Annotated in this window: 23 protein-coding genes; 17 read left to right on the forward strand and 6 right to left on the reverse strand. The window is 64.7% G+C overall.

The window, feature by feature from the left end:
* Positions 1 to 298 precede the first annotated feature (298 nt).
* From KDB67_RS20220 to KDB67_RS20230, 3 genes are all read left to right on the forward strand, one after another.
* Complete coding sequence (locus KDB67_RS20220) at positions 299 to 547, forward strand: hypothetical protein (RefSeq protein ID WP_291019857.1); 249 nt, start codon at positions 299 to 301, stop codon at positions 545 to 547.
* 326 nt (positions 548 to 873) lie between these two features.
* Positions 874 to 1,131, forward strand: a complete 258-nt coding sequence (locus KDB67_RS20225) for a hypothetical protein (RefSeq protein ID WP_291019859.1) — start codon at positions 874 to 876, stop codon at positions 1,129 to 1,131.
* A gap of 349 nt (positions 1,132 to 1,480) precedes the next feature.
* Positions 1,481 to 2,605 (forward strand): DUF3089 domain-containing protein, encoded by a 1,125-nt coding sequence (locus KDB67_RS20230; protein WP_291019914.1) that lies wholly within the window; start codon positions 1,481 to 1,483, stop codon positions 2,603 to 2,605.
* A 50-nt stretch (positions 2,606 to 2,655) separates the two neighbouring features.
* Here the strand turns inward: KDB67_RS20230 and KDB67_RS20235 are convergent, their stop codons facing one another.
* The 5 genes from KDB67_RS20235 to KDB67_RS20255 form a co-directional block, all read right to left on the reverse strand.
* Positions 2,656 to 2,802 (reverse strand): hypothetical protein, encoded by a 147-nt coding sequence (locus KDB67_RS20235; protein ID WP_291019862.1) that lies wholly within the window; start codon positions 2,800 to 2,802, stop codon positions 2,656 to 2,658.
* Positions 2,803 to 2,822: 20 nt separating this feature from the next.
* Positions 2,823 to 3,677: an LLM class F420-dependent oxidoreductase gene (locus KDB67_RS20240; protein ID WP_291019865.1), complete on the reverse strand. Its 855-nt coding sequence runs from the start codon at positions 3,675 to 3,677 to the stop codon at positions 2,823 to 2,825.
* Between the two features lie 50 nt (positions 3,678 to 3,727).
* Positions 3,728 to 4,903 carry a thiolase family protein gene (locus KDB67_RS20245; protein WP_291019868.1) on the reverse strand — a complete coding sequence of 392 codons (1,176 nt, stop codon included), beginning with the start codon at positions 4,901 to 4,903 and terminating at the stop codon, positions 3,728 to 3,730.
* Complete coding sequence (locus tag KDB67_RS20250) at positions 4,900 to 5,319, reverse strand: OB-fold domain-containing protein (protein ID WP_291019871.1); 420 nt, start codon at positions 5,317 to 5,319, stop codon at positions 4,900 to 4,902. Before KDB67_RS20250 ends, KDB67_RS20245 begins: the two co-directional genes overlap by 4 nt.
* 125 nt (positions 5,320 to 5,444) lie before the next feature.
* Positions 5,445 to 6,083 carry a TetR/AcrR family transcriptional regulator gene (locus tag KDB67_RS20255; RefSeq protein WP_291019874.1) on the reverse strand — a complete coding sequence of 213 codons (639 nt, stop codon included), beginning with the start codon at positions 6,081 to 6,083 and terminating at the stop codon, positions 5,445 to 5,447.
* 242 nt (positions 6,084 to 6,325) lie between these two features.
* Here KDB67_RS20255 and KDB67_RS20260 point away from each other — a divergent pair, with 242 nt between their 5' ends.
* The 14 genes from KDB67_RS20260 to KDB67_RS20325 all read left to right on the forward strand — a co-directional run bounded on the left by KDB67_RS20260 (position 6,326) and on the right by KDB67_RS20325 (position 21,483).
* Entirely contained in the window at positions 6,326 to 7,636 is a 1,311-nt protein-coding gene (locus KDB67_RS20260) for a cytochrome P450 (RefSeq protein ID WP_291019877.1), read from the forward strand.
* Positions 7,633 to 8,388, forward strand: coding sequence for an SDR family NAD(P)-dependent oxidoreductase (locus KDB67_RS20265; RefSeq protein WP_291019880.1), 756 nt, complete (start codon positions 7,633 to 7,635; stop codon positions 8,386 to 8,388). Before KDB67_RS20260 ends, KDB67_RS20265 begins: the two co-directional genes overlap by 4 nt.
* A 21-nt stretch (positions 8,389 to 8,409) precedes the next feature.
* Positions 8,410 to 9,276: an ABC transporter permease gene (locus KDB67_RS20270; RefSeq protein WP_291019883.1), complete on the forward strand. Its 867-nt coding sequence runs from the start codon at positions 8,410 to 8,412 to the stop codon at positions 9,274 to 9,276.
* Between the two features lie 19 nt (positions 9,277 to 9,295).
* Entirely contained in the window at positions 9,296 to 10,156 is an 861-nt protein-coding gene (locus tag KDB67_RS20275) for an ABC transporter permease (protein ID WP_291019886.1), read from the forward strand.
* A gap of 3 nt (positions 10,157 to 10,159) precedes the next feature.
* Positions 10,160 to 11,518: an MCE family protein gene (locus KDB67_RS20280; protein WP_291019889.1), complete on the forward strand. Its 1,359-nt coding sequence runs from the start codon at positions 10,160 to 10,162 to the stop codon at positions 11,516 to 11,518.
* Positions 11,515 to 12,546: an MlaD family protein gene (locus KDB67_RS20285; RefSeq protein WP_291019891.1), complete on the forward strand. Its 1,032-nt coding sequence runs from the start codon at positions 11,515 to 11,517 to the stop codon at positions 12,544 to 12,546. Before KDB67_RS20280 ends, KDB67_RS20285 begins: the two co-directional genes overlap by 4 nt.
* A 4-nt stretch (positions 12,547 to 12,550) precedes the next feature.
* Complete coding sequence (locus tag KDB67_RS20290; RefSeq protein WP_291019893.1) at positions 12,551 to 13,591, forward strand: MCE family protein; 1,041 nt, start codon at positions 12,551 to 12,553, stop codon at positions 13,589 to 13,591.
* Positions 13,588 to 14,673: an MCE family protein gene (locus tag KDB67_RS20295; RefSeq protein ID WP_291019896.1), complete on the forward strand. Its 1,086-nt coding sequence runs from the start codon at positions 13,588 to 13,590 to the stop codon at positions 14,671 to 14,673. The genes KDB67_RS20290 and KDB67_RS20295 overlap by 4 nt, the downstream gene beginning before the upstream one ends.
* A complete protein-coding gene (locus tag KDB67_RS20300) occupies positions 14,670 to 15,887 on the forward strand; it encodes an MlaD family protein (protein WP_291019898.1) in 1,218 nt (405 codons plus the stop codon). Before KDB67_RS20295 ends, KDB67_RS20300 begins: the two co-directional genes overlap by 4 nt.
* On the forward strand, positions 15,884 to 17,221 hold the full coding sequence (locus KDB67_RS20305) for an MlaD family protein (protein WP_291019900.1): 1,338 nt from the start codon (positions 15,884 to 15,886) through the stop codon (positions 17,219 to 17,221). The genes KDB67_RS20300 and KDB67_RS20305 overlap by 4 nt, the downstream gene beginning before the upstream one ends.
* A gap of 25 nt (positions 17,222 to 17,246) precedes the next feature.
* Positions 17,247 to 17,951 (forward strand): hypothetical protein, encoded by a 705-nt coding sequence (locus KDB67_RS20310; protein ID WP_291019903.1) that lies wholly within the window; start codon positions 17,247 to 17,249, stop codon positions 17,949 to 17,951.
* A gap of 70 nt (positions 17,952 to 18,021) precedes the next feature.
* Positions 18,022 to 18,621 carry a TetR/AcrR family transcriptional regulator gene (locus KDB67_RS20315; protein WP_291019906.1) on the forward strand — a complete coding sequence of 200 codons (600 nt, stop codon included), beginning with the start codon at positions 18,022 to 18,024 and terminating at the stop codon, positions 18,619 to 18,621.
* Positions 18,622 to 18,727: 106 nt separating this feature from the next.
* Positions 18,728 to 20,266, forward strand: coding sequence for an AMP-binding protein (locus tag KDB67_RS20320; RefSeq protein ID WP_291019924.1), 1,539 nt, complete (start codon positions 18,728 to 18,730; stop codon positions 20,264 to 20,266).
* A gap of 35 nt (positions 20,267 to 20,301) precedes the next feature.
* On the forward strand, positions 20,302 to 21,483 hold the full coding sequence (locus KDB67_RS20325) for an amidohydrolase family protein (protein WP_291019909.1): 1,182 nt from the start codon (positions 20,302 to 20,304) through the stop codon (positions 21,481 to 21,483).
* Between the two features lie 102 nt (positions 21,484 to 21,585).
* Here the strand turns inward: KDB67_RS20325 and KDB67_RS20330 are convergent, their stop codons facing one another.
* Positions 21,586 to 22,509 carry an SMP-30/gluconolactonase/LRE family protein gene (locus KDB67_RS20330; protein ID WP_291019911.1) on the reverse strand — a complete coding sequence of 308 codons (924 nt, stop codon included), beginning with the start codon at positions 22,507 to 22,509 and terminating at the stop codon, positions 21,586 to 21,588.
* Positions 22,510 to 22,723 lie beyond the last annotated feature (214 nt).

Consider the following 22,723-nt stretch of genomic DNA (forward strand, 5'->3'; position numbering starts at 1 on the left):
GGAACGAGCGAGCGTCTCGAACGCCACACTCGATGATCTCGACCCGGATGCCATCACCCGTGCCCGCGAAGGGTTCACCGAACGCTATCCGCGACTCGCCGATGAAATCGCTACGTGGGACGATGCCACCTTCCTTGCCAAGGCGCGGCTCACTCATCAGGGGCAGATCACTCGCGCTGCGGTCATCTTGCTCGGCCGTCGCGAGTCAGCGGTACTGCTCAGCCCCCACATGGCCGAGTTGACCTGGAAACTTGTCGGCGAAGAATCGGCGTTCCAGCACTTCAGTCCTCCCTTCCTTGTGACAGCGACCGAACTGGTCAAGCGGATCCGGAACGTGCAGATCCGCTTCAACCCACCGAATGAGCTGATCTACCGCGAGATCGAGAAGTACAACGAATCGGGCCTGCACGAAGCCCTGTACAACTGCATCGCGCACCAGGACTATCGGAAGCACTCACGGATCATCGTCATCGAGTACGTAGACCGGGTCGAGTTCATCAGCGTCGGCGAGTTCTATGAACTACATGCGGACCCGGGTCCTCGATGACGAGTTCTATGCGCAACTGATCATCGACTACCTCCGCGAGTTCGAGAGCGCCCCACTCCGCGAGATCGACGCATTTCTCCGTGATGAGCTTCCCGACTCGTTCAGCGAGGAGCAGCGAGACAACAAGGTCCGGAACATGCTGGCAAGGCTACGCAAGGACGGGACAATCCACAGTGTCGGCTCGACTCGGGCTGCGCGATGGACGTTGAAACTATCTCAAATCAAGCAATGCCACGGGCACCTGCCGGCAGGCCGAACCGATCTGACCAGGCAGTTCGTTAACTTACGAACTGCAAAAGCTATCTCAAATAATCCAAAAGGAGTCGGTGTCACTCATCCCCACCCCTGTGGGCGACTACAACCCGGACTGGGCCATCGCCTTTCATGAAGGTACGGTCAAGCACATCTACTTCGTCGCCGAGACCACGGGCACCATGTCGACATTGGGCATCAAAGGTATCGAGAAGGCCAAAATAGATTGTGCCACAAGGTTCTTCGATATGCTCACAGCCCGACACAACGGTGAGGTCGTCTACAAGCAGGTCGACGGATTCGACAAGCTCATGCAACTCGTCTCGACATAGCAGTCGACTGCGTTCGCGAGCCGGCCAATCGAGCATGCGCAGCCCACCTTCTTGATCGCGCCGACGTTGCCGGCGTTGGCGTACGAGGTAGCGCGGCCAATCGAGCATGCGCAGCCCACCTTCTTGATCCCTGAGGGCGACGCGAGGCACGAGCGAGCGTCTCGAAGGGTCCGGCGACGTACACCCCTGACAGAACCACCCCAGAACGTTCCGACACCGAATCAACCCCCACCGCCGACGCTGCTTGTTACAGTACTGAGGATTTCTCAGGTAGTGACTCACATCACTACCCAGGGTGGAGGAGATGCTCGTGCAGTCGACCAATCGGTGGTCCGGGTCTATCGCCGTGATGGCGACGTTCCTGCTGGTCGCGATACCGGCGCTGCTCGCGCCGAGCGCACAGGCGGCGCCGTCCGGCTACACCAACTGGCTGTGCCATCCGAGCAAGGCGAACGATCCATGCGATCTGCCCAATGACACCACCGACCTCGGCACCGGAAAGACGACGCCGGCGACGAAAGTCACCGACGCCGACCGCAAGGTCGACTGCTTCTACGTGTATCCGACCGTCACCGACCAGTTGTCGCTGGTGGCCGACCGCGTCGCGGCACCTGAGGTGAAGTCGATCGCAAGCTTCCAGGCCGCCCGGTTCAACACCCAATGCCGCGTGTTCGCACCGGTATACCGGCAGATGACGTTGTTCGGCCTGACGCCCGCGGCGATGGCGGCATGGGTGGGCAATCGCGATCTGGCCAAGCCCGGCTACAGCGACGTGCTGCGTGCGTGGAAGGAGTACCTGCGCAACGACAATCACGGCCGCGGCGTCATCTTCATCGGCCACTCGCAGGGAACGATGATGTTGCGCAAGCTGATCCGTGAACAGATCGATCCGGATCCGGCGCTGCGCAAGAAGCTGGTCGGCGCCATCCTGGTCGGCGGCAATGTGATGACCGCACCCGGCAAGACCACCGGCGGCGACTTCACGAACATCCCCGTATGCACCCGGCAAGCCCAATCCGGTTGTGTCGTGGCCTATTCCACCGACCTGATCGGTCTGCCGTCGCTGTTCGGCAACAGCGCGCTCGACCAGCTCAGCGGCCCCATGGGCCTGCCGTTCGGTCCCCGCCTACAGGTAGCCTGCACCGATCCGTCGACGATCGCCGGCGACCACACGCCGGTCGGAGTGACCATGCCGAGCGCACCGTTCGCATTCGGCATCATCTCGATCCTGATGCAGTACACCACCTTCCCCGAGCCGCTGCCCACGTCGGCATCGACCTGGACCACCACCCAGGGCCGCGTGATCGCCAAGTGCACCAACGTCAATGGCTTCCACCGCCTGCACGCGACGATAGTCCGCCGTCAGCAGGTCAACGAAGTACCGCTGTTCGACACCCACCTCCTCGACATGAACGCGGGCCTGGACCTCCTGGTCTCCATCGCCCACAAACAGATCGAGAGCTACGGCGCCTGACTTTGCCGGCGATCCCGTTTTCCGAGATCAGCGGCAAACTCGATCAATCTTTACTGCGCCCGCTCGTCGAGATCGATGACGGCCACCCGGACCCCGTTCGCGGCCAGGTCCACGGCGATCGAACTGCCCAGACCACCCGCACCACCTGTGATCACCGCAACGGTCCCGACCAGCGCGGCACGTTCGGCGAACCACACGCCAGAACCACAATCGGGCGTCATGACAGGTACGTGGTGCCGAAGCTCTCGAGGAACTCAGTGGTGGCAGGTAGCCCGTCGGTGAAGCTGCTCACCAGAATCCAGGTCACTCCTGCCTTCTCCAAGGCCGCGAAAGCCTCCCAATGCCGGTCGACGTCGGTCGTCGGATCCTCGATGCCCGCTCCGCTGTAGGAGTAGACGACGTCGATCGGGTCAAGCCGCCCGGCCGCGACGGCACTCTCCCGGATTTCCGAGATCGTCTCTGCAAGTGCGGAATACGTTCCCAGTTCCGGAGTGCGGGCGGTGGAGCTGAGTTCACCGCCACCGGACATCGGCATCCAGCCCTGCGCCCGGTTGGCGACACGCCGCCGGCTGAGCTTGGAGTTGCCACCGATCCAGATCGGAATGGGGTCCTGCACGGGTACCGGCCGGGCCATCACGTCCCGGGCGCTGAAGTGGCTACCCTGGTAGCTGAACGGCTTTCCGCTCCAATGCTGCGGCAATACGTCCAGCGCCTCATCGAACAACACGTTCCGCTCATCGAAATCGACACCGAGAGCGTGAAATTCGCTCTTCTGGTAGCCGGTCCCGATCCCGGGGATCAGCCGACCTCCGGACAATTTGTCCAGTGTCGCAGCCGATTTCGCCAGCAGCGACGGATTTCGGTACGGAGCAACCGCCAGATACGTGAGCAACCTGATGCGTTCGGTGGCAGCGGCGACAAATCCCAGTGCCACAAAAGGATCGAAGGTCTGATGCCCACCGGCGTCGAGCCAGCGAGCACCCGGAACAGGATGCTCGCTCAAGGCAAAGCCGTCGAATCCACTTCGTTCGGCCGCGACCGCAACGTCTTTGAGCGGACCCGCCGCCGACACGTCACCATCGGAACCGATCGTTTCCGGATAGTATTAGATGTACCGCATTGTCACAGCGAGACGATCGTCGCCGACGCAGTTCCGGGCGCGCCGTACACCTGGGCCAGGCCCACGCGCGGGTTGCCGGGCACCTGCCGGTCGCCGCATTCGCCGCGCAACTGTTTGACCAGCTCGTGCATCTGCCGCAGACCCGACGCACCGATCGGTTCACCGTTGGCGATGAGGCCACCATCGGTGTTGACGGGGATGGAGCCGTCGATCTCGGTGGCTCCTTCGGCCAGAAGTTGTTCCTGCTCACCGTCTTTGCACAGCCCGGTCTCGGCCATGTGGATGACCTCGGCGCCGGCGTCAGTGTCCTGGAGCTGGGCGATGTCGACGTCCTCGGGTCCGATGCCGGCCCGCTCGTACGCGGCGCGGGCGGCGTACACCGTGGGTGAGAGATCCTCGATGAGCGGTGCCGACGTGGCGTGCACCTCGTACGCACCGGCCCGCCGAGTACGGATCTCACTGGCGCGCAGGAATACCGGCTTGTCGGTGAACTTGTGCGCGATGTCGCCGCGGCACATGATCACCGCGGCCGCCCCCTCGTCGGGTGAACAGAACATATACTGGGTGAGCGGATAGTTGACCAGTTGCGAGGCCAGGATGTCGTCCTCGCCGATCGGTGTGCGGCGGAAGGCGTTCGGGTTCTTCTCACCGTTGCGGAAGTTCTTGGCCGCCACCCGCGCCAGGGTGCGCTGCGAGATGCCGTGGTCGTGGATGTAGCGGTTGGCCTTCATCCCGAAGAACTTGGTGGTGAGGAACTGCCCGTTCTCCGCATACCACTGCGGCAGAGCCAGTTTCGCGGGATTATCGGTGAACGCACCACGGGGATGCTTGTCCATGCCGACGGCGATGCCGATGTCGTAGGTGCCCAGGCGGATGGTGTCGGCGGTCTGCGCGATAGCGCTGGCCGAGGTGGCGCACGCGTTGAACACATTGGTGAAGGTGATACCGGTCAGACCCACCAACCGGGTGACCGCGTCGGGGTTGGAGATCTCATAGCTGCCGCCGAACCCGAACTGAATGTCCTTCCATTCCAGACCCGCGTCGGTGAGCGCCAGTTGTATTGCCTCAGCGCCCATTTCCATCGCGGTCTTGTCGAATCGGCCGAAAGGGTGCAGGCCCACCCCGATGATGGCCACGTCCGGTCGAGCGGAGCGAGGGGAATCGCCACTGTTGGTCATGCCGAAACACTCCTGAATGCGAAGGTATAGATGTCGTCGCCGGCGTCGTCCGTGGCGAATGGAATCATCGTCAGCTCCACCCGCTGGCCGAACTCGATCTTCGACGGATCACTCTCGGTGAGCCGGCCCTCGACTCGAACCACATCGTCGAGTTCGACGAGACCGACACCGAACGGCTGGAAGTCCTTGCCGACCGGACCGACGTACGGCGCGCCGGGCGGAAACGCCTGCACGGTCCAAGCGACGATCGTCCCGGTCCGCGGCAGCAACTCCTCCGTCATCGGCGCGGTGCTGCAGTTGGGGCAGCGATCCTGCGCGGGAAAGGTCACGAACTCGCACGCTCCGCAGCGGCTGCCGATGAGCTGCGGGTCCGCATCGGGCCAGGTGGAGATCTCCGGCGCCAGAGCCTTGGGCATGTCATCCCTCCAGATGATTCTCTAATTCTCAGCCAATGTATCTCATGTTCTCGTATGATGGAAACATGATTCTCACACGGCCACCGCCCAACCGGCCACGAGCCCGCCCTAAGATCGGCCCGGGATCAGTCATCGCCCCCGAACGTCGGAAACGGCGGCACAGGCGGCGAATAGTATTGCCGCGGAGAGCCTTCCAGCTCGGTCAACACCGACTCGACCAGTTCGTAGGTCTCCCGGTGACCATCGGAGAAGCCGAGCGACTCCTCCATCATCACCACGCGGGAGACGCTGGTCAGCACGACGATAAGCGCAGCGGGAGGAATCTCGCCGAACCGGCTCTCCGCTCGGGTGAGCGCCTTCTCGATCGTGCGCTGAGCCTCGATCCGCAGCTCCGCGGAGTACTTCGCGATCTCGGCGCGCAGTTCCTTGCGATGATTGGCCAGCGCCAGCAGTTCCGTGGTGAACGCCGCGATTTGCGGATCGGTACTGAACTGCCATAGCGCCCACAGCGGTTGCGGGCAGTTCAACAGGGCACGCTGCTGCTCCACTCCCTCTGCGGCGCGGCGCCGGAACATCTCCAGGAAGAGTTCGTCCATGGTCCGGAAGTAGTAGTGCACCAACTGCGGCTTCAGCCCGGCCTCATCAGCAACCTTTCTGGATGTCACTGCACCGTAGCCCTTTTCGACCATCAGTCGTTCGGCCGCGTCGAGCAGCGCCGTTCGGCTCGCCGCATCGCGCGTTCCAATCCTGCGTCCATCACTCACATCAGCATCTCCAGTCCCGCCACGACGTGCGTCGACACCACCCGCAGTGGCCGCCACCCGAACATGACCTTGACCTCACTGCGCCATACTGGTAATCCTAGTCACATTGCTGAGCGAGTGCTCAGCACATCTACTTCGCGGTTCAGCCCCCGCAGAACAAATCACACAGCCCGATGAACGCCGTATCCCATCGAAGCGGACCACTCCACCGGGCAGCACATACTTCCGACAAAGGAGACACCGTGAGCGAGCTCAAAGACCACGACAGCGGCATCCTGGATCTGGACTTCTTCACGGCGCAGGAGTTGGTCCCCGATCCCTACCCATACTTCGATGAGCTACGCGCCAAGTGCCCGGTGACCCGGGAGTCACACCGAGGCGTATACGCTGTCACCGGCCATGCCGAAGCAGTGAAGGTTTTCAAGGATCCCGACAACTTCTCCTCCTGCATCTCGGTGTCCGGACCGTTCCCCGGCCTTCCGTTCACCCCCGAGGGCAGCGACATCAGCGCCCAGATCGCCGCCCACCGCACCGAGCTGCCCCTGCACGAGCACATGGTCACCATGGATCCACCCGACCACGCCCGCGCCCGGAGTCTGCTCAGCCGGCTGCTCACCCCCAAACGAATCAGCGAGAACGAACAGTTCATGTCCCGCCTCGCCGACCAGTTCCTCGACGAGTTCATCGACACCGGCTCATGCGAGTTGATGGGCCACTACGGCAAATCCTTCGCACTGCTGACGATCGCCGACCTGCTCGGTGTACCCGAGGAGGACCACGAGGAATTCCGCACCGTGCTCGGCGCACCGCGCAAGGGTGCCCGCCCCGGCGCCCTCGACAAAGAGGTGATGGCCGAGAACCCGTTGGAGTGGCTCGACACCAAGTTCACCGCCTACCTCGCCGACCGCCGCGAGAACCCCCGCAACGATGTGCTGACGCTGCTCGCGAAAGCCACCTACCGCGACGGCACTGTTCCCGAGCTGGTCGAGGTGGTGCGCACCGCGACATTCTTGTTCGCCGCGGGACAGGAAACCACCACCAAACTGATCACAGCCGCGCTGCGGGTCATCGGCGAACGCCCGGACCTGCAGCAGCAGTTGCGCGACGACCGCAGCCTGATCCCCACCTTCATCGAGGAGACGCTGCGGCTGGAAAGTCCGGTCAAGAGCGATTTCCGCGTGGCGGTGCGTGACACCACTCTCGGCGACACCGACGTGCCGGCCGGGTCGACGGTGATGATCTGCCCCGGTGCCGTCAACCGTGATCCCGAGACCTTCACCGAACCCAACGAGTTCGATATTGCGCGTGAGAACGTGCGGGAGCAGTTGGCGTTCGGCCGCGGTATCCACTCCTGTCCCGGCGCCCCGCTGGCCCGCGCCGAGGGCCGCGTCACCATCGAGAAATTCCTCGACCGGATGGCCGATATCCGCATCTCCACCGAACACCACGGCCCCGAGAGCAACCGGCGCTACGACTTCGAACCCACCTACATCCTGCGTGGACTCACCGAGCTGCACCTGGAGTTCACCCCCATCGAAAGCGAGCAAGCATGAGCGACAACAAGAGCCGGGTAGCGGTTGTCACCGGCGGCGGATCCGGGATCGGCGCTGCCGTCGCGGAGCAGCTCAGCACCGCGGGCCACCGGGTCGCGGTCCTGGACCTCAACACCGCCAACGCCGAAGCCGTCGCCGCCTCCATTCGCGATGCGGGCGGCGAGGCGATCGGCCTGACCGTCGACGTCGCCGACCGCACCTCGGTGGACAAGGCCGTCGGCCAGGTGCGTGAAAAGTTCGGCCCTATCGAGATTCTCGTGACCAGCGCCGGCGTCGACGCGCAAACTCCCTACGCAGACATCTCCGGCGACGAATGGAACCGGGTGATCGGGATCAACCTCACCGGCACCTTCAACGCCACCCAGTCGATCATCCCCGATATGCAGGCGGGCGGCTGGGGACGCATCGTCACCATCTCGTCGTCGAGCGCCCAGTCCGGCGGTCCCGATCGCGCGCACTACATCGCCTCCAAGGGTGGTGTCATCGCGCTCACCAAGGCCCTGGCTTTCGACTTCTCGCCCCAGGGCATCACCGCCAACACCATTCCGCCGTCGATCATCGCCACGCCGATGGCCGACACCGCCGTACAGGCCGGGCTGCTGCCCAAGCTCGACGATCTGGCTATGATGACCCCGGTCCGACGCACCGGACTGCCCGAGGACATCGCCGCCGCCGCGGTATTCCTGTGCTCGGAGCAGGCCGGCTTCATCACCGGCCAGGTGATCGGCGTCAACGGCGGCTGGTACATCTGACCGGCCTAGGGGGGAATGGCAATGACCACGGCCGAGCAGGCCACGGCTGAATCGATGGCGCCTACAGCGGGCGCCGAGATCGGCAACTGGGTACGCGGGTACGCCCACCGCCACCCGATCGCATCGATGGAAACCGTTGGCGGACAGGTGATGTTGGGCTGGGAGGCAGTGGTCTTCCTGGTCACCGATATCATCCATCTGCGGTTTCCATGGAAGGAGTTCGTGCGCCAGTCGGCGTTCATGACGTCGGCTTCGGCGCTGCCGACGGTGTTCGTGGCCATTCCGATCGGGATGACCCTGTCGATCCAGTTCGCGTTGCTCGCCGCACAGGTGGGCGCCACCTCGCTCGCGGGAGCGGCCAGCGGACTGGCCGTGATCCGGCAGGGTGCGCCGATGGTGGCGGCGCTGCTGATGGCCGCGGCGGCCGGGTCGGCCGTATGCGCCGACCTCGGCTCCCGCAAGATCCGCGAGGAACTCGACGCGATGGAGGTGATGGGGCTGTCGGTGATCCAGCGCCTGGTGGTGCCGCGTATGGTCGCCGCGGTGCTCGTCAGCGTATGTCTCACCGGCGTCATCTGTTTCGTCGGATTCTTCTCCGGCTACATCTTCAATGTGTTCGTGCAGAACGGAACTCCCGGCACGTTCGTCACCACATTCGCCTCATTCGCCACCGTCTCCGACTTCGTACTCACCATGATCAAGGCCGCGGTGTTCGGTGCGATCGTCGCAATTGTGGCCTGCCACAAGGGTTTGAACACCAGCGGCGGACCCGCGGGCGTGGCCAATTCAGTGAATGCGACGGTGGTCGCGTCGATCATCCTGCTGATGCTGGTGAATGTGGGTTTCACCCAGCTGTACGTGATGCTGTTTCCCCGGACCGGATTCTAGAAGGACCGGACTCACGACAATGACCTCACCGTCCCGCTATTATCCGCCCGGCACCCGGCAGATCGTCGTCGCGTCGAGGGCCGTCACCGGCTGGTGGCTCAAACTCGGCCACATCGCATTCTTCTGCGTCCGTGCTATCGGCGCGATACCACTCGCCGTGAAGAACTACAGCAAAGAAACCCAGCGCGTCCTGTCCGATGTGACCTGGGGCAATGGGTCCATCGTCGTGGGCGGCGGCACCGCCGGCGTCATCCTCGTGCTCGGCGCCGCCGGTGGTGCGATCGTCGGCATCGAAGGCTACAACGCGCTGCAGATGCTCGGCATGGAACCGGCCACCGGCATGGTGGCCTCCACCGCCGCCACCCGCGAGCTGGCACCGCTGATGGCCTCGCTCGCGTTCGCCTCGCAGGCCGGTTGCCGATTCACCGCACAACTCGGCGCGATGCGGATCGCCGAGGAGATCGATGCGCTGGAAAGCATTGCGATCCGGCCTATTCCGTATCTGGTGTCCACCAGGCTCTTTGCCGCGATCGTCGCAGTCGTACCGCTGTATCTGGTGTGCTTGGCGCTGAATTATCTTGCGGTGCAGGCAGTGGTGTTCGTCTCCGGCGGGCTGTCCAACGGCACCTACCAGCATTACTTCCAGCTGGTCCTCAGTCCCGTCGACGTACTGTATTCACTGGCCAAGGCGGTCATCTTCGTCATCATCACCTCAGTGATCCAGTGCTACTACGGCTTCTATGCCAGCGGTGGACCGCAGGGGGTCGGTACCGCGGCCGGTCGTGCGATGCGCGCGGCCATTTCGGCGATGATCGTCGCCAATCTGGTTGCCACCATCCTGTTCTGGGGCATCGACTCCGCGGCACGGTTGAGTGGGTAGGCCATGATCGACGCATATGAGCAGGGACCGCGGGGAACCAGCACCCGCACGCTGGCGATCAGCGCGCTTGTCGCCGTTGCGCTCGTCGCGACGATCCTCGCGGCCACCGTCCTGAAAGCCCGTGGATCACTGACCGATTCGGTCCCGGTGACCGCTGAGCTGTCCGACGTCGGCGACGGCCTCCCGAAAAGTTCCGACGTCAAGTACCGCGGCGTGATCGTGGGCTCGGTCCGCGGCGTCACCCCCGGCCTGCGCGGCAAACGCACCGTGGTGAAGATCGCGCTCGAACCCGCACGGGCAAAAGGTATTCCGAGCACCGTCACCGCACGGGTGGTGCCCAGCAACCTGTTCGCGGTGTCGTCGGTACAGCTTCTCGACGACGCCTCGGGCACCACGACCCGGACGCTGCGCGGCGGCGACGTCATCACCGAGAACCGCGACAACGACACCGTGCAGTTCCAGACGGCGCTGTCGAAGATCCGTGACATCGTGGCGGCATCGGCGCGCGAGCCCGGCGACACCACCGTCGGCCTGCTCGCCGCCATCACCACCGCCACCGACCGGCGCGGCACCGACATCGTGCGCGCCGGTACCCAGCTGCGCCGCATCACCTCCGAGATCAACGCCGTGATGACGCCGAACGGTCCGTCGCTGCTCGACGGTCTCACCGAATCGGTGACCGCACTGCGCAAGGCGGCCCCCGATCTGCTCGACGCCCTGCACTCGTCGGTGGTACCGATGCAGACGGTCGCAGCACAATCAAATCAGTTGCAGACGCTGCTGTCGGGCGGCATAACCACCGCCGGCCGCATCGATGTGGCGATGCGCAACAACGCGACGATCCTCAAGAAGATCACCTCCGAGGCCGCGCCGATCGCGGATGTGGTTGGGCGCGGCGGGTATTCGTTCACCGGAACGGTGGTGGCGATCGCAGAGATCTCCGACAAATGGTTCACCGAGTTCTGGCCCGAAGGACAACAGAACGCGCGCGGCAAGTTCCGGCTACAGATCACCCCGCACAGGCTGTACACCCGAGCCGACTGCCCCCGATACGGGACCATGGAGGGCGACAGTTGCAAAACCGCACCTACCGTCGTCACCGCCCCCAAGTACACGGGCAAGAAGTCACATGTGACCCAAGGCTATAGGGCTGGGGGCGATAGAACTGGGGGATACAAGCCGGTCGCGAGCATGGGCGGCAACGTCGGATCCGTCGGCAGCCCAGCCGAACAGCAGCAGCTCGGCGCGCTCGTGGGTGGCAATCCCGTCACCTCCACCCTGCTGCTCGGCCCGGTTACCCGCGGCGCCGACGTCACCGTCAGCCCGGTCACTCCCGTGAGCGAAGGGACCACACCGCGATGAGCGTGCGCAAACCGCTGATCGGGATGATCCTGTTCCTGATCGTCTCGATCGCCCTCACCTCCACCGTCGTGGTGACGTTGCGGCGTGGCGTCGACGGCGACACCGCCACTTACACGGCACGATTCACCGATGTCACCGGACTCAAGGCGGGCGACGACGTGCGCATGGCAGGCATCCGCGTCGGCCGCGTCGACAAGGTGTCTCTCGACGGGGCGGTCGCCAAGGTCCGGTTCCGGGTGGAGAAAAGGCACACCGTCGACTCCCGAACCCGCGCATCGGTCAATTATCAGAACATCGTCGGGCAGCGCTATCTCGGATTGTCGCGGGACGACAAAACCAACCCCGAACCGCTGGCGCACAAAGAGATCCCGCTCGATCGGACCGAACCGTCGTTCGACATCTCGGCATTGCTCAATGGTTTCGAGCCGCTGTTCAGCGTGCTCGATCCGCAGCAGGTCGACAACCTGACCACCGCACTGATCCGATCGTTGCAGGGAGACACCGGATCGATCGCCCAATTGATCGCGCAGACATCGCAATTGGCCAAGTCACTGACCGGCGACGATGATCTGCTCGGGCGTGTCATCACCAATCTGTCGGATATCGTCGGGGTGTTCGCGAAGCAACGCGGTGAGATCGACACGGTGGTCCGCAGCTCGCGCGACCTGATCACCGGATTGTCCGCCCAGCAGGACCAGTTCCTCAAGAACATCGACGTCACCACCAAGGTGATCGATCGGGCGGCTGTGCTCACCTCGCAGGCATTGCCGGAGTTCACCACGATGCTCGACCGTGATCCCGGCTTCCTCGGGCATTTTCTCACCAACAAGGAGGCGTTCGGTTTCCTCGGGTTCAATCTGCCGCCGCTGCTCAAGGGGCTGGCGCGCGTGACGCAGGGCGGCGCGTACATCGAAACGTACCTGTGCAATATCAACGCCACCTTCGTGCCGGCGCTGAGCACGGTCATTCCCACCATCGTCGCAACCGCCTCCGGCGGAAGCATCACACAATCGCCGATCTGCAGGTGAGGTCATGCCGCAACGACTGAGCACATGGCTGCGCACCCCGCTGGCCGAACGCAACAAGGCCCTGGTGGGCACCACCGCGCTGCTGATCCTGGCGCTGATCATCTTCATCGCTCTGCAGATCAGTTCCGGTGGCATCGGCAAGCGCACCATCCACGCCGAATTCGCCCAGGCCGCCGGCATCTCCTCCGGCGACGCCGTCAATGTCGCCGGCGTGCAGGTGGGCACGGTCACCAAGACCGCACTCGCCGGGAAGCTGGTGCGCGTCGACATGCAGGTCGACGACACCGTCGACCTCGGGCCGTCAAGCAGAGCGGCGATCAAGCTCACCACCCTGCTCGGATCCCGGTACATCGATCTGCGCCCGGCCGGCAAGGGAACACTGCCCGACGCGACGATCAGGCTCTCGCACACCGAGGTTCCGTACACGCTGCAAGAGGTCCTACAGGATGCCACCGTCACCTTCGAACAGGTCGATGCCGACGACATCGCCAAGTCGATGACCACCCTGGCGCATCAGCTCGACGACACCCCGGCGCTGATCCCGCAGGTGCTGACCAACGTGCAGAACCTGTCGACGATCCTGGCCGACCGACGTTCGCAGATCGGTGACCTGCTCACCGGCACAGAGCAACTCACCACCGTGGTCCAGAACCAGCAGAAGAATCTCGGTGAACTGGTCACCTCCGGTGACAAGCTGCTGCGCGCCCTGCTGCAACGACAGCACACCATCACCCGATTGCTGGATGCCACCACCGAGGTGGTGGGCCAACTTCGCACGATCGTCGTCGACGACAACTCCGGCGTGCAAGCCCTCATCACCAACCTCAACGGGCTGCTGACCACGCTGCAACGCAACGACGCCCTGCTCCGCAACACCATGGAGATCCTGCCGGTTCCGTTGCGCAACTTCACCAACACCACCGGAACGGGCAACGAGGTCGACTTCTCCTCCGTGGCAGGCCCGTTCATCGACTCGTGGATGTGCGCGGTGTCCAAGCAGGCGCAGGTACGCAATCTGCCGCCCTATTTCAAGGACTGCCAGTGAAATCGCTGATCAAGATCCTTCTGGCCGTGGCAGTCGTCGCGGTGCTCGTCGCCGGGGCGGTGAAGGTGTGGCGCGACCGTGACCACACCATCGACGTCGTCGCCAACTTCGATAGCACGTCGGGCCTGTACGAGGGCAATGCGGTTGCGGTGCTGGGCATGACGGTCGGCAAGGTGACCTCCATCAAATCGCGCGGCAGCTACGTCGAGGTCGGCATGGAGATCGACGCCGACACCCCGGTGCCCGCCGACGTCACCGCCGTCACCGTGTCCACATCGGTGCTCACCGACCGCCACGTCGAACTCACCCCCGTCTACGACGGCGGCCCCCGCCTGCAAGCGCACCAGATCATCGACAAGACCCGGGTGCCCGTCGAGCTCGACCGCACGCTGGCCATGAGCCAGAAGCTGGCGGTGAGCCTGCAGGGTGACGGCGAGGGCGGCGGGCCGGTGGCGGACCTGCTGTCGACGGCGGCGGCGATCACCGACGGCAACGGCCCCGACATCCGCGCCGCGCTCACCACCCTGTCGAAGGCGCTCGCGATCGGTGACGACGGCGGTGATGCCACCGGTGAGGCCATCACGAAGACGGTGAACAATCTGTCGGCGCTGTCGCAGGCCGCCGCGGACAACGACGCGCTGATCCGCAGCTTCGGGTCGTCGGTGCAGCAGATCAGCGATCTGTTCGCCGACCAGCGCATCGGCTGGGGAACCACCGGCGCTCAGATCAACGCGATCCTCGGTGAGGCCACCGACATCCTCACCACCCGGCGCGACGACATGGCCCAGACCGTCACCGGGGCACAGGCGGTCACCAAGACCCTGGTGGACTACCGACGGCAATTGCAGGAGTTCCTCAATGTGACCCCGCTGCTGATGGACAACGTGTGGAACGTCATCGACATCCCACGCGGCGCGGCCCGCGTGCACGGCGTTCTCGATCACGTATTCACCCACGGAACCCTGATGAAAGAGATCTGCAATGTGCTGCAGATGAAGGACCGGGGTTGCGCCACCGGCACTCCCAAGGATTTCGGCCCCGACTTCGGGTTGAGTTCGATGCTCGAAGGGCTCGCGAAATGACCGCCCGATCGGCCCGGCGCCTCGCCATGACCACGACGGCGGCGCTGCTGCTGTCCGGCTGCGGTGTGGGGCTGGAGGATCTGCCATTGCCCCAACGCGGTGATGGCGGAGGTAATTTCTACAGTGTCACAGCTGAATTCACCAACGCCTTGAACCTGCCCGAACGTGCCAAGGTACGCCTGGCCGGCGCCGATGTCGGCGAGGTGTCGGCGATGACGGTCCGCGATTACACGGCGGTTGTCACCCTGCGCATCCGCGACGATGTGAGCCTGCCGGTGGGCACGGGCGTCGAGTTGCGCACCGCCACCCCACTCGGCGAGGTGTTCGTGGCCGTCACTCCACCCGAAAACCCTGGTGCCGCAAACATTCAGAACGGTGACAAGATCCCCCTCGCCGACACGTCGGCCGCCGCCACCATCGAGCAGGTGCTCGCGTCGTCGGCGATGCTCGTGAACGGGGGTGTGCTGCGCGACCTCACCAAGCTGCTCAACGGCCTCGGTCACGCGGTCGGCGACAAGGGTGAGGCACTGGCCGACCTTGTCGCACAATCGACCTCGTTGATCAACAAGCTGTCCAAGAAGTCCGGCGACATCCGCGTCGCGCTCGAGCAGACCGACCGGCTGGTGCAGACGCTGTCGGATAGGCAATCGACCCTCACCGATTCTCTCGCCGCAGCGGGACCGGCGGTCGACGTGATCGCCGCGAATACCGACGACATCCTGGCCCTCGTCGATAAGGTGGGCGCCATCAGCACCACGCTGTCGACGTTCCCTTCGGTCGCGACCGGAAAGACCCAGCATCTCGCGGCCAGCATCAACCGCATTTCGTACGAACTCAACAGGGCCGCAACCGATCCGCGGGCATCGCTGGCCAAGATGAACAAACTGCTGCCGCCGGTGCTCAAGATCATCAACTCCACCGGCGCACACGTCGACGCCGACCTCGAGGACCTCTCGATCGGCGCGCTCGACGACTTCCGGCACCCGGCCGACCCCGGCAGCCGGTTGCCCAGCACCATCGACATCGACAACTTCGCGGGCACCATCATGTATTCGCTGCTGCGATTGAAGATGAAGTTCGGACCCGGTGACGACGTACTCGATCCTCGTACTCCCAAGTCCCAGAAGGAGTATCAGAAGAAGACGACACATAGCAACCCGCCGGGAACCGCCCGGCCGAAGACGACCGAGCCGAGCAGGACGGCGCCCCGATGACCACTCGCACCGACTCCCGGCCGGGCCCACTCGCCCGCGCCGTCGACCTGCCCGCCCGCGGCATCACCACCACCGTGCGCGCCGCCGTCAAACACCGCCTCTGGCTCTCGGCCATCGGCCTGGGTCTGGTCCTGCTGCTCGGCGTCGCTTACCACGCGGTGGCGGTGTTCGGTATGAACGCCGACGACACGATCTCCGTCCGTATCCGTTTCGCCGATTCCGGTGGACTGCTTCCCGATCGCGAGGTGACGGTGCGCGGCGTGAAAGTCGGATCCGTCTCGTCTGTCGATCTCACCGGCGACGGGGTGGTGGCAGTGCTCTCACTCGACGCCGACGCCCGCATTCCCCGCGACTCCCCCGTTCGGGTTGCCGGATTGTCGTTCGCCGGCGAACAATACGTCGATTTCCGGCCGACGAGTTCGAACGGCCCATATCTGACCGACGGTTCCGAGATCAGCACACTTGAGCCGGACAGCACACCCACCCCGCTGGCGACTCTGCTCGAGGATCTCGACGGCATGCTCGCCCAGATCGACACCGACCAGCTCAAGACCATCCGCGACGAGCTCGGCGTCAGCACGGCCGGACCGGAAAAGCTGCGCGACATCATCGATGGCGGCACCTTCCTGATCTCGACACTGGATTCGGTGCTGCCGCAGACCACCTCGCTGATCAAGACCAGCAGGGTGGTACTCACCACCCTCGGCGAGGGCGGTCCGGCGATCCGGGAGACCTCCCGCGACCTCGACACCCTGTTCACCGGCGTGTCCCGGAAGGCAGACGGCTACAAGACATTGCTGAAACAGACGCCGCCACTACTGTCGGCGATCGACTCGATCATCGCCGACAACTCGCCGACGATGGTGCAGTTGCTGGGGAATCTCGCCACCGTCACACAGCTCGTCTATCAGCGGTTGCCCGCACTCAACGACTTCTTCTTCCCGGCCAGCGGCCGCGGATCGGTCCTCAAGGCGCTCACGTACACGATGCACGACGGCGGAATCTGGGGTGCGCTCAACGTGTATCCGCGGGCGGCGTGCGACTATCTGCAACTGCCTCGGTTCGCCTCGTCGGAGCCCAGCCATCCCGAGCCGTACCTGTACACGTTCTGCCCCAACAATGATCCGACGGTCTTGATCCGTGGCGCCCGCAATGCGCCCCGACCACCGGGCGACGACACCAACGCCATGCCCGACGGCGCCGATCCGCGTGCCCGCGCCACGCCCACTCCCACCGGGCCGCTGAGCATCCCGCTCCCCTACGCGGGCCCGGAGCTGCCCAACCAGCCCTGGCCGCTGCCCAAACCCCAGCCCACCATTGACCAACCGCGCTAGCCCGAGCCGGACACAGGAGAAGACCATGACAAGCACGCTGTCCGACCTCACGGACGAGAAGTCCGAAAACCAGGTCGATGAGACTGCCACCGCCACCGACACCGCGGAAACCATCACCGACAAGACGGAGACCACCGACAAGACGGAGACCACCGGCGAGACGGAGACCACCGGCGAGACAGCGGCCACAGGCAAGAAGCCCGACGACAAGGCCGCGCGCCTGGCCGGTCTGCGTACCGCGCTCGGCAGCCCCCGCTCACGCCGCGGCGGTGTGATCATCCTGGCACTACTCGCCCTCGCCGGTATCGCGGGAACCGCGTGGTTCGGCTCTCAGTGGCGTTCGGCCGACAACACCGCCAAGGCCGCCGACGCCGCGACGTCGGCGGCCCGCGAGTTCACCACCACGCTCACCAGCGTCAGCGCCGATTCCCTCGACCAGGACTTCGCGGCGGTGCTCGACGGCTCGACAGGCGAGTTCCGCCAGATGTACGCCAAGTCCAGCGACCAGCTCCGGCAACTCCTCGTCGACAACAAGGCCCAGGCCAAGGGCACAGTCCTGGCCTCCGGCGTGGTGTCGGCGTCCACCGACAAGGTGGTGGTGCTGATGTTCGTCGACCAGACCGTCCAGAACGTCTCCAACACCGCACCCCGCATCGACCGCAGCCGCATCCGCGTCACGATGACCAAACACGACGGCCGCTGGCTGGCGGAGAAGGTCGAACTCCCCTAACGTCTGCGCACAGACCGGTCCCTGGGATTGAATGATCGGATATGGGGTACCCGGCGAGCAGAGGTGGGTTGTGGCGCAGGCGCGGCTGACGAGGGAGGCCAAGCGACAGCAGACACGCGAACGGCTGCTGGCTGCGGCGACCGCCGAATTCGGGCGCGCCGGGATGGCCGCCGCCGATATCGCGACGATCGTCGCCGAGGCCGGTGTCGCGCATTCCACGTTCTTCTTCCACTTCCCCACCAAGGAACACGTGCTGCTCGAACTCGAGGCCCGCGAGGAACGGCTCATGGCCGACCGGCTCGACGACTTCCTCGCCACGTCACCCGACCTGGGTGCGGCCCTGCACAAGGCCGTCGATCTGCTGGCCGAACTCGAGACCACGCTGGGACGACCCCTGTTCCGGGACTTCCTGGCCGCGCACTTCTCCACAACCCGGCCCATCTCCGAGGAGGGACTCGAACATCCGGTGTTCCTCACGCTGGTGGCACTGTTCGACGGTGCCATCCGCGACGGTGCCGCCGACGCGGCTCTCGACTCGATGAACTCCGCCTACTTCTTCCTGATAGGGCTGTACGCGCTGCTCCTCACCATCGGTGAGGGACCGAGCCGCAATGCCATGCTCGACGACTACGTCTCCCGCACCCTGCGCAGCCTCCAACCCCCACGCTGAGACACTCTGTTCCCCCGGGTGGTTGCTCTCTGCCTGAGAGATTGGCATTCTCATACATGAGAACGCCTCTAACTACGGACTCAGCAGCCCTGAGGAGATGTCCACGATGCGACCGATTCCCGCAGACCTCACCGAGAAGTACCTGGCCGACGGGTGGTGGACCGACCAATCCATCGGCGACCTCCTGAACACAGGCCTGACGGCCGCCCCCGACACCGAGTTCAACGTCCACTCGCGCCTGCGGCCGTGGCGCGGCACGTTCGCCGACGTGGAGAGCATGGCCCGGCAACTCGCGTCCGGCCTGGCAAAGCGCGGTGTGCGCCCCGGCGACGTGATCGCCTTCCAACTGCCCAACTGGATGGAGGCCGCAGCCACGTTCTGGGCGTCGGCGTTCCTGGGCGCCACCGTGGTCCCCATCGTCCACTTCTACGGACTCAAGGAGGTCTCGTTCATCCTCGGCGAGGTCGAGCCGAAGGTGTTCATCTTCCCGTCCTCGTTCGGCAGCCTCACCTACGATCCGGCGATCGCCGCGGACGTCCCCATCACCGGCATCATCGACCGCACTTTCACCGACCTTCTCGACGACGATCCGCTGCCCGGCGTCGCCGAGGTCGACCCCGCCTCGGTCACGCTCATCGCCTTCACCTCCGGGACCACCAGCAATCCCAAAGGTGTTCTGCACAGCCACTATTCACTCGGTCACGAAACCCGGCAGCTGGCGGCGATGTATCCGGAGGACCGCGGTCTGCAACTGACCGCGGCGCCGGTGGGGCATTTCATCGGGATGATCAACGCGTTCCTGATCCCGGTCATGGACGCCACTGCGATCAATCTCGCCGACACCTGGGATCCCGGTCAGGCCCTGGCGCTGATGTTCAGCGACGATCTGACCATCGGCGGCGGCGCCACCTACTATGTCACCAGCCTGCTCGATCACCCCGACTTCACCCCCGAGCACCTGCCGCACATGAAGTACGCGGGCCTGGGCGGATCGTCGGTGCCCGCGGCCATCACTCGCAGGCTCACCGACCTGGGCATCACCGTGTTCCGGTCGTACGGCAGCACCGAGCATCCGTCGATCACCGGTTGCCACCCCAGCGAACAACTCGACAAACGCGCCTACACCGACGGCCGCCCACTCGCCGGCGTGGAGATCAGGTTCGGCGAGGACGGTGAGATCCTCAGCCGCGGACCGGATCTGTGCGCCGGCTACACCGACCCCGAACTCACCGCACGCGCCTTCGACGCCGACGGCTGGTACCACACCGGCGACATCGGGATTCTCGACGACGACGGCTACCTCACCATCACCGACCGCAAATCCGACATCATCATCCGCGGCGGCGAGAACATCAGCGCCCTGGAGGTGGAGGAGACCCTGCTGACCATGCCTTCTGTGGCCGAGGCAGTGGCGGTGTCCGCCCCCGACGCACGCCTGGGCGAGCACGTCGCCGCGGTGCTGCGCCTGCGCCCGGGCTGCGACATGCCCACCATCGACGAGGTGCAGGCGCACTTCGCCGCAGCCGGGCTGGCCAAGCAGAAGTGGCCCGAGGAACTGCGCCGGGTCGATGAGTTGCCGCGTACCGCGAGCGGCAAGGTTCAGAAGTTCATCGTCCGTAAGGATATTGCGGCATCCCATTTGTGAGAATATGATTCTCATAGAGAGCAAAGGAGAGTTTCATGCCCGTCAAGGAGCTGCCGTATCCGCTGTTCGATGCGGACAACCACCTGTACGAGACACCGGAGGCGCTGACCAAGTTCCTCCCCGACCGGTACAAGAAGGCGATCCAGTACGTCCAGGTCAACGGCCGGACCAAGATCGCCGTCCGCGGCCAGATCAGCGACTACATCCCCAACCCCACCTTCGACGTCGTCGCCCGGCCCGGATCGATGGAGGACTACTTCAAGAACGGCAACCCCGAAGGCAAGTCCAAGCGCGAGATCTTCGGCGAGTCGATGAAGTCCATCCCGGCATTCCGCGAACCGAAGGCGCGCCTGGAACTGATGGACGAGCTCGGCGTCGACCGGTCGCTGATGTTCCCCACGCTGGCGAGCCTCGTCGAGGAGCGCATGCGTGACGATCCGGAGACGATCCATGTCGTCATCCACGCCCTCAACGAGTGGCTTTACGAGACTTGGGGATTCAACTACGAGGACCGCATCTTCACCGTCCCGGTGATCAGCCTGCCGATTCTGGACAAGGCCCTCGAGGAGCTCGAATGGTGTGTGGAGCGCGGCGCCAAGTCGATCCTGGTGCGCCCGGCGCCGGTGCCCGGTTTCCGCGGGCCACGGTCGTTCGCGCTGCCGGAGTTCGATCCGTTCTGGAAGCGGGTCACCGAACTCGACATCCTCGTCTCCCAGCACTCCTCCGACAGCGGCTACGCCCGCTTCGATTCGGAGTGGGAGGGTTCGGACGGTGAGATGCTGCCGTTCCAGACCAACGCCTTCCGCATGGTCAACGAGTGGCGTCCGGTGCAGGACACCGTGTCCTCGTGGGTGTGCCACGGCGCGCTCTTCCGGCACCCTGATCTCAAGATCGCCGTCATCGAGAGCGGTGCGAGCTGGCTCAAGCCGCTGATGGATATGCTCGCCGACACCTACAAGAAGGCCCCCGAGGGTTTCGGCATGAACGATCCGCTCGAAGCGATCCGCCGCTGCATCTCGGTGAGCCCGTTCTACGAGGAGGGCGTCACCGACCTCATCGACCTGATCGGCGTCGACCGCGTGCTGTTCGGCTCGGACTATCCGCACCCCGAGGGTCTGGCCCAGCCCACCCACTTCGCCGATATGCTCGGACACCTGCCCGAGGAGGATCAGGCAAAGATCATGGGCGGCAACCTCGCCCGACTGCTCGGCGTCTGACCGCATCTGATAACAATGTCCGCAACCATGAAAGTGGTTGCGGACATTGTCATTTCAGCCTGCTGTCATTTCAGCCTGCTGTCATTTCAGCGTGGCATCATTTTATCGTGGTGTCAGCCGGGTGAGCGTACCCAGGAAGCTCGTCACGTACAGCGATCGGCTGTCCCAGCCCGGCCCGGCACCGAAACGTACCGACGACGGCGTGATCAGCCCCGAAGCGATGGTGCAGGACCGGCCCGAGTCCAGGTCCACCCGCACGATCCTGCCGGCGGCGTTGAGTGTCACGTAGGCCACGCCGTCCGGTCCGACGGTCAGGTCGTCGGCCGAGTTCAGCGGGCCGTATCCGGGCACGGTGACCCGACGGGTGACCCGTCCCCGCGCATCGACGGCCGCGATCACCGTCGCCGGGTTGAACGTGGTGGACACCACCAGGCGCTGCCGCGTGGTGTCGTAGGCGAGGCCGTTGGTGGAGGTGAGCGACGACGTCACGCCGGTGGTGCGCCCCGTCGCCGACACCCGTGTCAGGGTGGTGACGGCGGCAGAGCCGATGTCGCGGCTGACCACGAAGTCACCGCCGGGCAGCCGGGCCAGGCCGTTGGGCATGGTCAGTCCGCGTGCCACGGTCCGCCGTGCGCCGGTGGTCAGGTTCAGCGCCTCGATGGTGCCGTCGGTCCGGCTCCCCAGGCCCGACGCCATGGCGTTGCCGACGTTGAAATACGCTGTGCCACCGTCGACGACGATGCCACCGGGGCTTGACACGTTGGCCACGGCCACCGACCTGTGGCCGCCCGCACCGAGCCGCTTGATGGCGCCCGACGCACCGGTGAGGCTGGATTCGGACAGCAGCACGTTACCGCGCCCGTCGAACGCAAGATTCTCCAGCACCCCGTACCCCGAGGCGACGGTCTCGGCGGTCCACTGCGCACACGGTGCCGGTGCCGCCCCCGCTTCCCCGGCCGTCAGAGCGGCGGTCGCCACCATCGCGGCAATGCCCACCGTCGACCGGCAGCGCGATCCCAGCCTCATACCGAACTCCCCTCCCGCACGATGCGACCTACGCCACATCGAACAACTCCGCGAACACTACCCACGTAGTGGCCGAGATCGTGACGCCACCCCTGCTTTTCGCATCCACCTCTTGATCCCTGAGCCCGAAGCAACGAAGGAGCGACCAAACATCATGATCCCCGAGCCCGAAGCAACGAAGGAGCGACCAAACATCTTGATCCCTGAGGCTGAA

This window comes from Gordonia sp. (in: high G+C Gram-positive bacteria), assembly GCF_020438995.1.
Lineage (GTDB): Bacteria > Actinomycetota > Actinomycetes > Mycobacteriales > Mycobacteriaceae > Gordonia.